Annotated in this window: 12 protein-coding genes; 4 read left to right on the top strand and 8 right to left on the bottom strand. The window is 36.2% G+C overall.

Going from position 1 to position 15,953, the window contains the following annotated elements; genetic code table 11:
• Positions 1–124: 124 nt before the first annotated feature.
• Positions 125–5,584 carry an alpha-2-macroglobulin family protein gene (locus ACYVFA_RS11935; RefSeq protein ID WP_460472051.1) on the bottom strand — a complete coding sequence of 1,820 codons (5,460 nt, stop codon included), beginning with the start codon at positions 5,582–5,584 and terminating at the stop codon, positions 125–127.
• Between the two features lie 471 nt (positions 5,585–6,055).
• On the opposite strand from ACYVFA_RS11935, the gene ACYVFA_RS11930 reads away from it, so the two are divergent.
• From ACYVFA_RS11930 to ACYVFA_RS11920, 3 genes are all read left to right on the top strand, one after another.
• On the top strand, positions 6,056–6,595 hold the full coding sequence (locus ACYVFA_RS11930; RefSeq protein ID WP_460472050.1) for a Crp/Fnr family transcriptional regulator: 540 nt from the start codon (positions 6,056–6,058) through the stop codon (positions 6,593–6,595).
• 179 nt (positions 6,596–6,774) lie between these two features.
• Positions 6,775–7,032 (top strand): hypothetical protein, encoded by a 258-nt coding sequence (locus ACYVFA_RS11925; protein WP_460472049.1) that lies wholly within the window; start codon positions 6,775–6,777, stop codon positions 7,030–7,032.
• Between the two features lie 147 nt (positions 7,033–7,179).
• Positions 7,180–8,028, top strand: a complete 849-nt coding sequence (locus tag ACYVFA_RS11920; RefSeq protein WP_460472048.1) for a carboxypeptidase-like regulatory domain-containing protein — start codon at positions 7,180–7,182, stop codon at positions 8,026–8,028.
• A gap of 89 nt (positions 8,029–8,117) precedes the next feature.
• On the opposite strand, the gene lptB is transcribed toward ACYVFA_RS11920, so the two are convergent.
• The 7 genes from lptB to ACYVFA_RS11885 all read right to left on the bottom strand — a co-directional run bounded on the left by lptB (position 8,118) and on the right by ACYVFA_RS11885 (position 15,160).
• Positions 8,118–8,855, bottom strand: coding sequence for an LPS export ABC transporter ATP-binding protein (gene lptB / locus ACYVFA_RS11915; RefSeq protein ID WP_460472047.1), 738 nt, complete (start codon positions 8,853–8,855; stop codon positions 8,118–8,120).
• 95 nt (positions 8,856–8,950) lie between these two features.
• A complete protein-coding gene (locus ACYVFA_RS11910) occupies positions 8,951–10,309 on the bottom strand; it encodes a hypothetical protein (RefSeq protein WP_460472046.1) in 1,359 nt (452 codons plus the stop codon).
• A 46-nt stretch (positions 10,310–10,355) separates the two neighbouring features.
• Complete coding sequence (locus tag ACYVFA_RS11905; RefSeq protein WP_460472045.1) at positions 10,356–11,771, bottom strand: hypothetical protein; 1,416 nt, start codon at positions 11,769–11,771, stop codon at positions 10,356–10,358.
• A 47-nt stretch (positions 11,772–11,818) separates the two neighbouring features.
• Complete coding sequence (locus tag ACYVFA_RS11900; RefSeq protein ID WP_460472044.1) at positions 11,819–13,192, bottom strand: hypothetical protein; 1,374 nt, start codon at positions 13,190–13,192, stop codon at positions 11,819–11,821.
• A gap of 14 nt (positions 13,193–13,206) precedes the next feature.
• Positions 13,207–14,091: a hypothetical protein gene (locus ACYVFA_RS11895; protein ID WP_460472043.1), complete on the bottom strand. Its 885-nt coding sequence runs from the start codon at positions 14,089–14,091 to the stop codon at positions 13,207–13,209.
• Between the two features lie 15 nt (positions 14,092–14,106).
• Complete coding sequence (locus ACYVFA_RS11890) at positions 14,107–14,649, bottom strand: hypothetical protein (RefSeq protein WP_460472042.1); 543 nt, start codon at positions 14,647–14,649, stop codon at positions 14,107–14,109.
• 4 nt (positions 14,650–14,653) lie between these two features.
• Positions 14,654–15,160 carry an RNA polymerase sigma factor gene (locus ACYVFA_RS11885; protein WP_460472041.1) on the bottom strand — a complete coding sequence of 169 codons (507 nt, stop codon included), beginning with the start codon at positions 15,158–15,160 and terminating at the stop codon, positions 14,654–14,656.
• 199 nt (positions 15,161–15,359) lie between these two features.
• On the opposite strand from ACYVFA_RS11885, the gene ACYVFA_RS11880 reads away from it, so the two are divergent.
• Complete coding sequence (locus ACYVFA_RS11880) at positions 15,360–15,944, top strand: Crp/Fnr family transcriptional regulator (protein WP_460472040.1); 585 nt, start codon at positions 15,360–15,362, stop codon at positions 15,942–15,944.
• The last annotated feature ends 9 nt before the right edge of the window (positions 15,945–15,953 follow it).

Here is a 15,953-nt window from a genome sequence, read left to right as displayed (position 1 = left end):
TGTAAAAAAAACAGTTTGAAATACTTTTTTAATCTATTACAAATAAAATCAGTTTTTTTGAATTTACAAATAATCGGAAAGAGCAGGATGCTTATTTATGCCTCCTACTCTTTTCTAAAAATTATCATTCTACCGATACATTGCCACCACCATTATAACTGTGGTATTCGCCGTTATACATGGCATCGGCAGCTACGGGGCCGATGATGAATTTACCTCGGGAAACTACTCTAACCATATAATAGAAACTACGTTCAGTAGGGCCAGATGCTGTATAATAGTTAATTCTATCGTCTCTGATGTCAAAATGCTCAGGGGCAGAAGCATTTTTTATCCATGTCATATCTCGGTCTTCATTCAGGCGAGGGTTTTCTATTTCAAAAGCTGCCGGTAACATATCGGTTATTACTACATTGTCTATCAATGTGGTGCTGCTGATACTTACTTTTACTACCACCAATTGATTTTGCTTGAACTGATTAGCCGAAAGCGGTTGGCCTGTACGGCTAAAGAACTGACGGCGTACTTTCAGGAAGTTATCTTCTTCTACATAAGTTCCGGTAGCACTTAGTCCCTCCTGCTGTGCAAAATAGTAAAGCGAGCCTTTGCCTTTGGCATTAATACTCACGGTTTTTCCGACCAGGCCTTTGTCTAAAGACAAATCAGTACCTGTGAAATTCGCCAGTTGTTTATTATCTGCCAATAAAGTTGCTGTTACATTTGATTCACCATTACGTCTGGCTATTTTGCCTAAAGCCAGGAAGCTGAAAACAGATTCTTGTGTTGACACGTAACGGCTGGCTTTCAATGCCTGAGACAATACTCTGGCCAATTTAGGAATCTGCAAATTCTGAGGGTCTGACTCTACCAGACTGTTTAATGAAATTGCCAGATTACGGATTGGCGAAGAGAAACTTCCGCCTGTTTGTTTTTCTGTATTTTCAAGCAGGTAATCTTTCGGAATTAATTGTTTTGCACTGTTTTCATCGCCAATCTGTGCAAAACTTGCTCCTAGCATATAGCGCTCATCAATAGTCAGCAAAGTTCCGTTTGATTTATAATAATTCATTACAGGCTGGTTGGCTTTTCCTGCCAATGCCAGCGTATAAAGCGAGTAAATCATTTCACGTTTGGCAATGGTACGGGTTGTAGGACTACCTGTTTCGGTATAGATAGACTCAAACTCTGTCATCTCCTGCATTGACGTTTTGGTAGTGAGGTAATCCAGCATCCGGTTCAGAATACTTTCATTTATCTCATAATCCGCTTTTTTAGCTTCCTGCAAAAAGTGCGCAGCAAAGATAGTACCCCACCAGCTTTCCAGATCACTACCCGGCCAATAGCTTAGTCCGCCGCTGGCTAATTGCATACTTTCAACTTTACGAATAGCCGACTGCACATTAAACTGCGGATTCCAGTCATTTTCTCCTTTTAATCCGATGGCTCTTGATTTTTTCGCAATGGTTTTGGTAAAATCAGCAAAATATAATTGCGGGAATGCTTTAGACACCGTTTGCTCAATGCACCCATGCGGATAGCCTAGTAAATAATCTAATTCTTTGGCAAACTGTACCATTGGTGAGCGGCTTACTAAAAGGCTTGCCTGCGCTGTACCCGGCATATAATCATTAGCTAAACTGACTGAGGCGGTTTTTCCTGCCAGTACATCGCCCGAAAATGAGCTTTTCAGGAGTGAAGTACTTGGTCGGATAGTCAGGTCTATGCTTTCAGAAAATTTCTCTTTAAAGCCATTTACTGTTACAGCAATGCTTCCTGTACCAATAGCAGAGGGAGCCTTTACTGTAAATAAGGTTCTTACTTCTTTGCCTGCCGGAATACTAAGAGATTGATTATTCTGGCTTTGTAACGCCAGGCCACCTGTCAGATTCACCGAAGTACTTACAGTTGTATTGCTCTTGGTTGTATTAGTAATCGTAACCGGAATAATTACCTCGTCGTTCGGGCTTAAGAATCTTGGTGCACCTGTGCTAATCACAATCGGATCTTTGACTTTCATATTCGTATTAGCCGACCCAAATGCTTCTTCATTATAGGCAACTGCCATGATACGCAAATCACCTGAGAACTGAGGAATATCAAATTCAAATTGCGCTTCACCACTTGAATTGGTTTTAAGGATACCGCTCCAGATAGCTACCAGCTTGGTTCGCCCATTACTTAATGGATTTACTCTTTTCTCTAAATTATAACCATCACCCCCTATACTGCTATTGCTTGAAAGCGATAATTCAGGGAATAAGAATTGATATAAATCGTGGCTACTTACTTCTAAAGCCTGTTTCTGATAGAAATAGTTGTAAATATCCGGTGTCTTGAAATTCTTGATTTGCAAGATACCTTCATCGACCACTGCTATCGTCAATTCTGTATTCGACTTACTCTTGATTGTAACTTTTTGCTTACGTTTCGAGCGGGATTCTTTATCTGCCACAATCTGAACCGGCAGTAAGTTATCGGGCTTTTCTACTCTCATAGGTGCAAAACCATGTGCAACTGTGAGAGGCATATCTATGCTTTTCATCGGGCGGATCAGCGTAGCAGTTATATATACATTCGGCAGCATATCTTCGGTAATTTTTACCTCTACCTCTGCTGATTTTTTATCTGTTTCTACATAAAAATGCGCTAATACTTTGTTTCTTTCTATAGTTACCAGCATTTTTCCTGCAAAAGGTGTTTTCATCAGAATTTTAGCCTTATCCCCTACCTGATATTTTTCCTTGTCCATTTCCATCAACACCTGTCCTTCGTTACTTACTTCAAAAGAGCTATTAGAGGTACTTCCGTAACCATAAGCATAAAATCCTTGTGAAGCATAACTTTCAGCACCAGCTGGATAAATACGGATTTCATACTCACCCGATACCTGTGGAATAAACTTAAGGTTGGTTTTACCCCCAGAAAAATCTATTTCTTTGGTCTGAGCTAATTTTTCCTGACGTTTGGAATTATAGCGGATAACGCCATCCTTTTTTTCTACGACAGTTTGATATTCTATGCGATATATATCTACTGTTGCACGGGCTTTGTTTTGTATTTTACCATCGGTGTTTAATGCTACTAATGGGATAGCCATTGGCACGTGCGTGCCTACATAATAATCGGGCAAGCCGATACCGAAGAATGTTCCCTGGGTAAACACATCAAAGCGTTTCATGCGGTTAAGCGGGCGACCAGTTTCGTCAAAAACCGTTACAAAAACTTTTCCTTCCAATACGCCCATATCCTTATACGTAGCCGGAATCTCAAAGCTTTGCGACCCTATGCCATTTTCGTTTGTTACCCCCTGACGTACATCATTATTGAACTTAGTATCGTTCTGAATATCAAAACTATAATTCTCAAAACCTTTGGCCGTAAATACTTTTCTTTTCAAGCTGAAATCCATTTCATAATTACGGTTGGAAGCCGGAGGGCCGAAAAGATTGGTAGCTATGGCTTGCATAGATACGGTTTCACCTGCGCGATAAATATCTTTTGCTGACAAATCTACCTTGATACGGTCAGGCATAAATTCTTCTATACTGATCGACTTTGAGGTCAATAATACATCATTGCCGTTGAATACTTCTATTGAATAATTGCCTGTAACAGCCGCACGGTCAAGTGGAATGGATGTATCAACTGCCCCCTGTGCATTGGTATTTTTAAGGAAAGATTTAAACTCCCGACCATTAGGTAATAAAATCCTAATCTTTAAAGGAATATCGTCTGCCGAAGCCCATTTGCTGTCTCTTACTACAGTATTAAAATGAATGATTTCACCCGGACGATAAATGTCACGGTCGCCGTACACAAAGGCATCGTAGCCACTGGCATTTGCTCGTTTACCCTCTACTTCAAAGCGTGACGTTTCTACCTGTGTATCTTCCAATAGCATATAATTAAAGTCATCATCTGTGCGAGCCGTAATCATGGCTACATTGAAGTTGGGTGCTTTTTCCAACAATTTTTCAAAGATAACTACTCCTTTGCTATCAGTTCTTAGGGTCTCAATCACCTGATTATTTGAACTAATCAGGTTTACTTCTACATCGCCTAATGCTTGTGCATCAATAATCGAATTCACAAAAACCATCACATTATTGCCATCGTTTGATTTCTTGGCAATGATGCCTATATCTGATACCGATACCAGTTTACTGGCATTGAAATAATACTCGTCGTTTGAGTTGAGATTAACCAGATATACCCCTCTCAATTTGCTCTGGTCAGGCAATGGCATATTTAAAACAGATGTCCCATGAACTTTCGGCAGATTGCCTGTTTCAATGGTTCTATCCATCAATACATCACTATAAAATCCCTGATTATCGTCATTATAAGTAAATCCATTAGGACTACTGTTTTCGCCATCGTAATAATAATCTTCGTAGCGGTTGTTGCGTAGATATGACAAGATATTGTTTTCATATACTTTCAATACCTTCACTTTCACTTTAGGAATATTGGTTACTCTAACACCTATGTTGCGGCTACCTTTTGACGATAAATACAAGCCTTTTTTATTAGTAAACTCAAGGCTGGCTGGCATTTCACCAAAAAACAGGTCTTTGGTATAATTACTCTCTAATTTTGCACCTAAAGTACCGCGAAGATTATCTTTGATAGTCAATGTGTAAGCCTCAGTTGTGCTGAAATAACCTTTTATAATGAATCCGTTTTCAGTTACTTCGGTTTGGGTTTGTACAGCTGGCTCAATGGTATAAGAATCATTCAGTTTACCATCAGTAATCTGTTGGGTGGTAATTACTTTTACAAATCCCTGATTACCTTCATAACCTGTTTCTATATCCATGATTTTCACATCGTAAGGCGAAGGGACAACGCCTTCTAAAGTATAGGTTTGCAGGGTACTTGCTCCGCCACCTGCCATTTTTATACCTTTTTCAATATTAGCAGTCAAAGGAGTTTCATCTTTTGCTGAGGCCACATCATTCAAAGCCAATACTATTTTGCTATCATTGCCAGTATTATTGACAATGAAATTTTTATCAGCTTCTTCTACTTTTAGTTTAAGCAGGCTATTCAGGTCGTTTTTCTGAACCGGATAGTTAAAATCAATCTTCACTTTGGCAGTTGGTTTGCCATCTGCTCCTTTCATCCAATAACTTTCTATCTTTTTGGGTTGTAGATAAGGCGTATGGAATTCAAGCGTTTCGTTATCAAGGCTATAGTTTTTCGTGGCCGATTTACCCAATAAAGGTTTGCTTAACACTGCTTTATAAGCAGTGGCAGGTTTGAAACCTTCGCTTGGTGAAAACACCAGTTCATTCTTCGCTGTCCATTTGAATACACCATCTACTCTGGGTTCAATCTTCACATATTCTACGGCCTCCCAAGTATCCAGATCTTTCTCTTCTACCAGGTCTTTATTGAAGGTAAAAACCAGATTCTGGGCTTGCTGAATTTCATCTTCAAAGTTTCGGGCAGAGATGCCTACTTCGTTCAGTTTTGAGCAGCTGGTGATGTAAATTGTTGTACTGAATGCAAAAAAAGAAAGGATAAAAATATTCAACAATCCTAATGATTTAGGCTTGCAACTGAATAGCGAAGATTTCATGGAAGTGAATTTTAATAGGTGTTTAACGCTACAATTAACGTAAGAAATTCGTGATATTGTAGGCGAAAGCCAAAAATATTTCTTTTATTTTATTTAGTGAGAAAATACTGATTTTCACTTTTTACTTTTCGGAATTTTACTTATATTTGTTTGACTAAAAAAACTGCAGATGAAAAAACAATCCCACTTTTATTATTCGGTTGGCTTTTAGTAAGCCATTCTATAGGAAAATTAAACCAATCTGACATTTCAAAATTCTATGCAAAAGGGAAAGCTTAACTTTTAAATCGTGCCTGATTCGTTTAGATAAAATGCCATTTATTTTAATGTTCTTATGCTTTAAAACCGTATAAAGAAAATATAATTAATTACTAAAAAAGATAGATATCTTGTTACCTAGAGAATATCCACCCGTCTTAAAAACCAACTTTTAATCTTGCTATAATGGTACACAATTTTATAAGGCAATTAATGTCTGAAGCTCATTTGCAGATTGACATGATTGAATATATAAAAAAAAATACTCGTATACAGAAACTACCTAAAGGCACTCTTTTGCTTACAGAAGGACAAATTTCTGATAAGATATTCTTTATTTGTGAAGGAATGGTAAGAGCCTTTTATTATGAAAATGATGAAGAAATTACTTCATGGATAGCAGCAGAAAACGATTTTTTTTATTCTCCTTCAAGTTTTATCCAACAAAAACCCGCTTATGAAACCATCCAGTTATTAGAAAACTCTGTTTTCTTGTCCATCAGTCGACAAGAACTTGAGGCTATTTATAATTTTCTCCCTGATAACAATAACATCATGTTAAGGATTACAGAAAAATACCTAATAAAAAATGAAACTTGGGTACGAATGTTACGACTGCCCGCTCATCAACGCATGGAACTATTTGGTCAGTTATATCCTAATATCTTTAAAAGGATTAAAGTACAACATTTAGCAAGTTTCTTGGGCTTATCGCGTTCACATGTGAGTCATTTAAGAGGGCGAAAACTATAATTTTGTGCTTTTTTGCACATAATTTAGTGTTTTTTCGGATAATAATATAAATCTATTTAGTTTAGATTTACGTCATATTGAGTGCATTATTCATAATTTTAAATGAAGAAATATCATTCGATATAGGCTATTAGTTAACACGCCTTTGAGTGTTAATATTTACAATAAGCTATCTAAATATGAAAAAATTATTTAACTCTTCTCGAAAAAAAGGGCTACTTGCAGGTTTAGCACTGACTATTGGTGTAGTAAACTTTTCTTACGCAAAATTCATGGGACAAGAGGTTGGTGGAGGAACAATGTACAATTGTGGAGGTTGCCCAGTATCAGTAAGAGAGGTTACTACGTATGTTTTTTGGATTCCCGTAGAGAGCCATTTTGAATATGACTCTCCCTGTCTTGGTTCTGGAACTATGGATAGTGCAGGATGCCCTTAATTAAAGTAAACTTACCATTTTGAAAATGGGGGGTATCTTAATAGTTCTTCAAGAAAATACTATTTAGAGACTTACAGCATCAAGGCTGTCTGGATATTATTTCTAAGTTTTCAATTTTGATACCTTTCATTTTAATAAATTTAGACTATGAAATATTTTATTCCATTTTATATTTTTCTTTCCTCTAACATTGCTTTCTGTCAACTTACAAAGTTGCATATTTTAAGTCAAGACGATAAATCTGCTGTTCAATTTGCATCAGTTTATTTGATAAATACAAAAGTTGGATACTATACTAACGAATCAGGTGAAATTACACTGAATTTACCTGAAAATGATTCATTGATTGTTGCAAGCACAGGCTATGAGAGCATTACTCTTCCTACAAAAAAACTGATAAAGCAACCTGTTGTCTATCTTAAAACCAAAATAATAAAACTAGATAATGTAACTGTAAAAAGTAACAGGCAAAAAAAGGGGAACATTGAAAAAATCGGTAACTACTGGGAACGACAGAAATATTTTGTTTATCCGGTTATTGGCACCCAATGGGCTATCCATCTGAAAAATAATAGTCCTCAAGAAGGTACTTTAGAAACATTAAATTTTAAGTTCTATAAAGGCAAACAGACGAAATTTTCCAAAGTATTAGTTAAACTCTATTCATTTAATGAAGAATGTGGCTGTCCGGGGCAGGAGATTCTTCAAGAACCGTTTATTGAAGATGTCAATCCAAAGCAAAACTTCCTTTCTATAAATATCCTTAAAAGAATGATTAATTTCCCCAAAAATGGTTTATTTGTTTCAATAGAGATATTGGGATTTGTAAGTGGCAGTGTATATGAACCAATAAGGTTTGGCTATAAAGTTGAACCTATGCTAGCGGTTTCAAAAGAGGGGGGATATGATAATTGGGTAAAGAACCCTTTCACAAAAAGCTGGAATAAGTTTTTTGTGAAAAATAAATTAATGTTTGGTGCTACCGTAATCTATTGATTAGTTTTTTAACAACTATACAAATCTTATAATTTGATTCTTTTCCTTTTGTTCAAACGGCAACAATATAAAGTCAAGCATAGAATTATCTAAATTTTACGCTTCAACTCAAAATGCTGGCCTAGGTATACCTTTCTCACCAATTCATCACTTGCCAGATCTTCTGCTGTTCCCTGACGTAGAATCTTGCCCTCGAATAGCAGATACGCTCTATCAGTGATAGATAAAGTCTCGTTTACATTATGGTCGGTTATCAGGATACCGATATTGCGAAGCTTGAGTTTAGCCACAATGCCTTGAATCTCTTCTACGGCAATTGGGTCAACTCCGGCAAAGGGTTCATCTAATAAAATAAACTTAGGGTCAACGGCCAAAGCACGGGCAATTTCAGTACGGCGGCGCTCTCCCCCCGAACACACAATTCCTTTATTTTTCCGTACGTGTGTCAAGCTGAACTCTTCTAACAAAGACTCTGTCTTTTCTTTCCGTTCAGCTTTATTTAAATGAGGTTTTGCTAATTCCAGAACTCCCAGAATATTCTCTTCTACAGTTAGTTGCCTGAAAATAGAAGGCTCTTGTGCCAGATAACCGACACCTAATTTGGCACGTTTATACATGGGTAAAGAAGTAATATCCAGATCATCCAACCATACCTTACCGCTGTTAGGCTTTACCAAGCCTGTAGCCATATAAAACGAAGTAGTCTTTCCGGCACCATTAGGGCCTAAAAGACCCACAATCTCGCCTTGCCCGACCTGATAACTTACATTATTATTAACTAAGCGTTGTCCGTATTTCTTTATAAGGTTTTCTGTTCGTAGAATCATTTCTTTCTATTATACCCATTTCTTTTGCAAAACTAACGTCTTTTTTGCAGAAATCTTGTTAATATTTATTAAATCATCGTTTCTATTATTCACGTTTATCTGGCTATACCCAATTTCAGATTCAGGTTAATTATTTGTTGCACTCTTTTTGGTGTTGACTCAAAAAAATTATCATCAGAAAGATAATCAGAGCTTTGGATACAATAATTGATATTAATATCTAAAAATGAGTTCCGGTTAGTTTGTACCTGATAACCTACAAGTGGCCCTATACGCCTATATTTTGCTATAAAGCTCGTTGTAGATTCTGTACTTTTTTTATTAGTAGAAGCGCTCCCTCCATAACTACCGGCCAAACCTACATAAACCCCATTCAGGTTGCCTGCGGAAACGCCCTTTACTATTTTCTTCTGCATACCCAGATAATATCGTAGTTGTTCTTTTATTTCATAACTATAAGCCGAATAGTATTTTTTTGTGGGAGAACTTGGCATATGATAAAAACCTGAAGAGTCTTTTTCCCAATATCTGGAATTAACATGCGTGTTTGTAAAGCCTCCAATAATACTTGTATTAAGTGAAAAGGGTGAATAACCAAGTTTCCGTTCATAGCCGAGGTCAAACACTATGGTTTGCAGGTATTTGTCAATATAAAAGGCATTGGTTAAATCTAATTTCAATAATTGCTTTACCTCGTAATTACATTGCAAAAACTCGCAATGATTGCTTTTCAATTTCTTTTTTCTTGGGAAAGATAATCCTAAACTAAGGGGAGTTCTGCTTGTGATGAACCATGTATTCTTTTTCTTATTGTTTACGTCAGTCACACCAAAAAAACCATCTGGTGTTTCTTCTCCCTGCTTTAAGCCTATAGCTAAGCCATAATTCAGGAAATTTCCAAACTGTACACCCCAATTAAGACTATAGCTCGAATGTGCTTTAAATATACTTTCATAAGTGGTTGAATATATACCACGCTTATCACTTACATTTCTCAATGGGTTGGTTTCTACTCTAAAGCTCAGGTATTTTCCGGTTATATTGGCTTGCTGGAGTCCGGCCTTTATACGGCTTTTCATTTTATAATACCATCTTCCTTCAAAATCAACATTAAAGGTGTGCATAAATTCCATTCTACCCCACTGTATCCCAACAATCAGAGATTTATCAAGACCTATTTTCTGTTCGTATTGTATTTGAGGGATCGGCTCTCCGTAATACATTTTATAGGGTGCAAATTGCGTTTCACTTCCGAAAAGATTCTTCTCAAAGTTCAACCGTAAGGCACTCTTTACCACTCTGTTACCACCAAATGCCTTTTCATACTCATCAAGCAGCGTAGTCTTTTCAAAAGTCTCCACTTTTTCTTCTGAATAGCTTACTTTTACACTATCTGTTTGAGCGTTTACTATTAATGGTAAAAGAAGGATGAGGTAGATAATCAGGTTTTTCATTGTTTGTGGTTGAATAGATTGTTTTTTTAGTCACAGCAAAACATGCTTATTTAGCAAAGCCCATTTTGATTGAAAAGTTGATAATAGAATTGGTAGTAGTGCGCGTACTTACATAGGGAGGTTCGACCGGAGAGGTAATTCTTTGTCTCAGAATATTAGCACTTATATCTAAGAAAGATTTCCGATTTGTTTGCAACTGGTAGCCTATACTCAAGCCTCCACTTAATTCTTTTGCTCTATAGTAATCAGTCAAACTAGAATTATTACTAACAAACCATTGCTTTTGAAACCTATAACTACCAAGAACACCTATATACATACCATTCAGGTTACTCGCCGTTTTTCCTTTAGCAATACGATTTTTCATACCTATATAGTAGCGCAATTGCTCCGCAATTTCGAAGTTATAAGCTGTATAATTATGTGACTCGGTAGTAAAAACAGGTCTAGTTCTTATTCTGTTAATAGTACCTGTATCCGTAAAAATCGTATCAGGTTTAGTTCCCAGGAAACTATGAAGAAAATTACTAAAGAATTCTGCTTTTATATTTGAGTTAACTGAAAAAGGTGAGTGGCCTACTTTTCTTTCATAAGCTACATCCAAATTTAGATTCTGAAAGTACCTATCAAGATAAATCATATTATTTAAATTAACTTTAAACAATTGTTTCACTTCATAATTACACTGAATAAAATCACAAGAATTATTTGCTGTTCGTCTCTTCAGCGGAAGAAATAAACCTAATCCAGCTTGTGTATTGCTTGATAGAAACAAAGTAGCTGCTGTCTTACCAGATAATGTACCATCAATCCAAAAGTTATTATGGTCAATTACTGACTTCTTACCATGTTTTACGCCAACAGTAACTCCATAATTTATATTATTCCCCAATTGCCATCCCCAATTAAAACTATAAGTGGAAGTAGCTCTGAACAGAAAAACGCCAGCACCAAAATCAGCGTAGGGCAAAAATAGGTTACTATATCTAAAGGGATTAGCTTCAACTTTCAGGCTCATATATTTGCCTGTTATATTAGGTTGCTGTTTACCTTCCTCCACTCTTTCTTTCATATCGTAATACCACCTACCTTCTAAGCCAATATCAGAATTCCAGAAAACATCGTCTTTTGCTCTATTGCCACTATAACTAGCTATCAATGATTTATCAATACTTATTTTTTGCTCAAACTGCAAAATTGGATTTAAATCTTTTATGAAGTTTCTGATAGGGTAATAACTTGGAGACGACAAAGAAGTACCAGGTAGTCCGGTAAAACTTACCCGTAATGAGCTTTTCACGATTCGATTATTACCGAAAGCTTTCTCGTATTCATCAATCAAAGTAGTCTTTTCAAAACTCTTTACTTTTTCTTCTGAATAGCTAATGTTCACACTATCATTTTGTGCTATTGCCAATAGTGGTGAAAGAATAAAAAGAATATAAGTGATGAGGTGTTTCATGTTTTAGAATAATTTTAAAGTATTTTAATTTTAGTCACAGCAATGAATTATCTGGCGAATCCTAGTTTTAAAGAAAAATCAATGACTGATTCATTACCCTCTTTTCTTATGGCTGGAATCAGAAATCTTTGCCTGATAAAGTTTGCGCTTATATCAAGAAATGAATTGCGGTTAGTCTGAATCTGGTAACCAATACTTACTCCTACTCCCGGCTGATACAGGGTTAGATAGTCTATAAATAAGTTTTTCGTTTTTTGAATAACAATTTGCCCTGAAGCAGCTATATATGTTCCATTGAGATTATTGGCAGATTCGCCTTTTGCAATGCGTTTTTTCATTCCAGGATAATAGCGTAATTGTTCATTCAATCTAACGTTATAAAGCCATTGCTGAGAAGTCTCCCCATTAGTATAAGTAGCATAAGTTTTCAAAAAAGGCATACCATCTACAAAAAAAGTATCCGCTTTAATCCCTATTTGTTTATATATACTCCTTCCTGAAATAATTGCTTTAATAGTAGAGTTAATTGAGACAGAAGACCCCTCTATTTTTCTTTCATAAGCAATATCTAAATTGGCAATCTGGCTGTATTTATCCAGATACAATGCATTATTTAGATTAACTTTGAATAACTGCTTTACATCATAATTGCATTGCAGGAAGTCGCAATAATTAGATGATATTCTCTTTTTCAAAGGAAAATATAAACCAAAGCCGGCTTGGGCATCAGTTGAAAAAAACCAGGTAGCAGATGTATAATTAGAGCGATTGATATCAACCCAGATATTCTCAGAATTGATAGTAGCTTTATCTCCTTGCTTAACTCCTAATGAAAACCCATAATTTACATTATTGCCAAATTGCCACCCCCAGTTGATACTATAGCTTGAAGTGGGTTGATACATAACCCATTCAAGCTTAGTTTCTTTATGTAATGGATTTGTTTTATAAGGTAACCAATTGTATCTTAAGCTTATGTATTTGCCTGTTATATTAGGTTGCTGTTTCATCATTTTAACCCGGTGCTTCATTTGATAATACCATCGTCCTTCGAGTCCAACATTAGCACTCCAGAGTATATTCTGCTTGCTTTTACTTCCTGTGAAGCTGACAATAATTGACTTATCTAATCCTATTTTTTGCTCTATCAGTAAGGAAGGAATCAATGCTTGTAGAAAAGTATTAAACGGTAGTGGTACCGTTCCTTGCATAGAGCTTAATTGAGATCCTTTATTGAACCCAATCCGTAAAGCTGTTTTCACAATCCGGTTGTTGCCAAAAGCTTTTTCATATTCATCAATCAGCGTAGTCTTTTGAAAGTTTTCTACTTTTTCTTCCGAAAAACTAACCTTTACACTATCTGTCTGAGCCTTTATCAGAACAGGTTGTAGCATCATTAAAATAACAATCAGCTTTTTCATAAATAGGTGTTTTATCAGTTGATTGAGATATTGCCGAAAGAGTTTTGAATATAAATTCTAGATATAGCCGATAAGTTGTATGTGGCTGCTCTGATGTTATCGGTATTCTGAAGCCAGTTGAATCCATCGGGGATAGACATTTTCCCATATTTAGATTCCAGATTAAATCCATGGTTATGCAGTGGAATTTTTAGATTAATCTCCGTCTTTTTAGCATTGATAGTCAACGATTTAAGATTAGCTACTGACTCTATTTCTATTTTGCCATATTGCGCATTGATTACATTTACGCCGCTTAATTGCTGAAAGAATAATTCAGATCGCTCTGATTTGATTGTGATTGTACCTAAGAAATTTTTGCTATGAACCTTGCCATAATAGGTTTCCAGTTTGGTATTCCCTTCCGCCTTTTGTAAATCAAGGATACAGAACTCTGACTTGATATTTAACAGACTATATTTTCCTTGTATCAGCACTTTCCCGAAACTATTCTGAATGGTAACTTTCAGGTTTTCAGGCAGATGAATTACATATTTTGCTTTGAAGTTGGAGCTTGGTTTCTCTGCATTATTTTTAACTACCAGATAGTTGCGAAGCAGTATTTTGTCGGATGTTCTATCTACTATATATTTCATTGCCTCGAGGTCATTTTTGGCAATATTACGGTCGGGGTGTTTGGCTATTAAATCAATTTTAGCCTGAATTTCGTCTTTCTCCCAGGTTATTAATTCAACATCTGCCTTTTCTGCTTCTACTATAATCGTGAGCATACTCGGAAAGGTCTTTTCAATACTTTTCGTCACTACCTGTAAAGTGGTCTGAGCTTTTGATTGATGCATCAAAAACAAACCGAATAGCAGGAGTTTTAGCGATCTTATATATGTTTGTAGTTTATTCATTTATCTTAAAACAGATTATATCTTCATTGCCATTTTTCTGATTATATCAGCTTTTTGCTGCTCAATGCTTGATAGCTGGGCCATCAGTTCAGGTTCGGTATTATAACTACCTACTGCTTCTTTTAACTGTACGCTTGCCAGATTCAATTCTTCTAATTCAGATTTCAATTCTTTAAACTCCCGATTCTGGCATATGTAGGTTTGCTCTTTGCAATAGGCTACAATCATTTCATATTGTTTCTGGCTATCGTCGGTCGCGCTAAGTAATAATTGCTTATCCAGCTTTTCCTGTGAATAGCTAATATCAGGTTTATCCCAACGCTTGTATAATAGTATTCCTGCTATCAGTAATATGGATGCCGCCATGGAAGCCCATTTCCAGATAATTATTTTAGATTTGTGTGGATTTATCTCCTGATTAATCGTATTCCATACTTCTTCGGCTGGTTCATATTGAGGCATTTGGCTGATGGCTTTTTGCAAAACATCATTATTGAGACCTGCTTCAATTCTTTTCCACACATCATCTGATGGCTCATATTCAGGTAATTGATACATAGTTTCAATTTTTAAGCATTTCTCTTAATTTCTTTTTGGCATAAAAAAGCTGTGACTTTGAAGTGCCTTCTGATATACCTAATGTCTCTGCTGTTTCCTTGTGCGTATATCCCTCTATTTCAATCAGAACAAACACTGTCCGAAAACCCTCGGGTAAGGCCTGAATTGCTTTTTCGAGATATTCAGCATTCATTGATTCTCCCCAATCAATCGAAGAGTGTTCTGGTATCTCTTCTATTAGCTGCCACATCTTTGGTTTTTCTAATTTTCGGTAGGCTTTTCGTACCACAATGGCACGAATCCAGGCTCCTAAAGTAGCTTCACGCCTATAATTCTCTAATTTTCTGAAGACATCCAGGAACGCATCTTGCAACACATCGTTGGCATCGTCGAAGTCATTCGTAAGCCTGTACGCCAGTGTGTACATAGCTCGCTTATAACGATCGTAGAGCGTTCGTTGGGCAAACCGGTTGTTCTCTAAACAGGCCTTGATTAGTTCAGCTTCAGTCATTCAAAAAGGGTTAGTGCATCTTTATACTAAAGTGCCATGCAAGAAGGCGGATGGTTGTATAGAGAAGAATATTTTTTAAATAATTTCATAGCCAAGCATTTTTGATGTACCAAGATAAAGAAATGCCCTTAATTTTGTTGAGATTCCTGATAATTACTTATCCATTATTTCTTAGTAGAAATCTAACTCTTTTAATTGTATGTCAAACCCACTCCTACAACTCAAGCAATTGGTTTTTGGGATAAATCCGCTTTCTGATGCTGACTGGGAAGAGTTTTCAAAATTATGGAAACCTTTTTCAGCTAAAAGAAAAGAAATTATTACAGCTACTGGTGAAAAAGAGAAGTATTTATACTTTATAGTAGATGGGGTACAAAGAGTATATTATTTTGATGAGCAAAACCGCGAAGCTACAGTAGTTTTCACCTATAATCCATCATTTGGTGGGGTGCTTGATTCGCTATTATTACAAACAGAATCAAAGTATTTTTATGAAACTCTTACCCCCTCTTCTTTTTTAAGAGCGCCTTTTTCAGAATTACAGCTATTGATGCAAACCAGCCCTGCTATTGAAATATTAATCAGACAAGGCATTACTCATACTATATCCGGATTATTGACAAGGTTAGTAGAATTACAGTGTTATTCTGCAGAAGAGCGTTTCACTCAATTGCTTCAGCGCAGCCCTCATATTCTGCAATTAGTGCCTCATAAATATCTGGCTAATTATCTGGGGATTGATGCGACTAATTTCAGTAAATTCATCAATAAGATAAAGATTTAGAAGTAGCTT

The organism is Emticicia fontis, assembly GCF_054779675.1.
This window is presented reverse-complemented; position numbering and strand designations above follow the sequence as displayed.

Excerpts from the sequence above, each read along its gene's own strand:
- ACYVFA_RS11935 (WP_460472051.1), bottom strand. The coding sequence starts at position 5,584 with ATGAAATCTTCGCTATTCAGTTGCAAGCCTAAATCATTAGGATTGTTG.
- ACYVFA_RS11930 (WP_460472050.1), top strand. The coding sequence starts at position 6,056 with ATGTCTGAAGCTCATTTGCAGATTGACATGATTGAATATATAAAAAAA.
- ACYVFA_RS11925 (WP_460472049.1), top strand. The coding sequence starts at position 6,775 with ATGAAAAAATTATTTAACTCTTCTCGAAAAAAAGGGCTACTTGCAGGT.
- ACYVFA_RS11920 (WP_460472048.1), top strand. The coding sequence starts at position 7,180 with ATGAAATATTTTATTCCATTTTATATTTTTCTTTCCTCTAACATTGCT.
- lptB (WP_460472047.1), bottom strand. The coding sequence starts at position 8,855 with ATGATTCTACGAACAGAAAACCTTATAAAGAAATACGGACAACGCTTA.
- ACYVFA_RS11910 (WP_460472046.1), bottom strand. The coding sequence starts at position 10,309 with ATGAAAAACCTGATTATCTACCTCATCCTTCTTTTACCATTAATAGTA.
- ACYVFA_RS11905 (WP_460472045.1), bottom strand. The coding sequence starts at position 11,771 with ATGAAACACCTCATCACTTATATTCTTTTTATTCTTTCACCACTATTG.
- ACYVFA_RS11900 (WP_460472044.1), bottom strand. The coding sequence starts at position 13,192 with ATGAAAAAGCTGATTGTTATTTTAATGATGCTACAACCTGTTCTGATA.
- ACYVFA_RS11895 (WP_460472043.1), bottom strand. The coding sequence starts at position 14,091 with ATGAATAAACTACAAACATATATAAGATCGCTAAAACTCCTGCTATTC.
- ACYVFA_RS11890 (WP_460472042.1), bottom strand. The coding sequence starts at position 14,649 with ATGTATCAATTACCTGAATATGAGCCATCAGATGATGTGTGGAAAAGA.
- ACYVFA_RS11885 (WP_460472041.1), bottom strand. The coding sequence starts at position 15,160 with ATGACTGAAGCTGAACTAATCAAGGCCTGTTTAGAGAACAACCGGTTT.
- ACYVFA_RS11880 (WP_460472040.1), top strand. The coding sequence starts at position 15,360 with ATGTCAAACCCACTCCTACAACTCAAGCAATTGGTTTTTGGGATAAAT.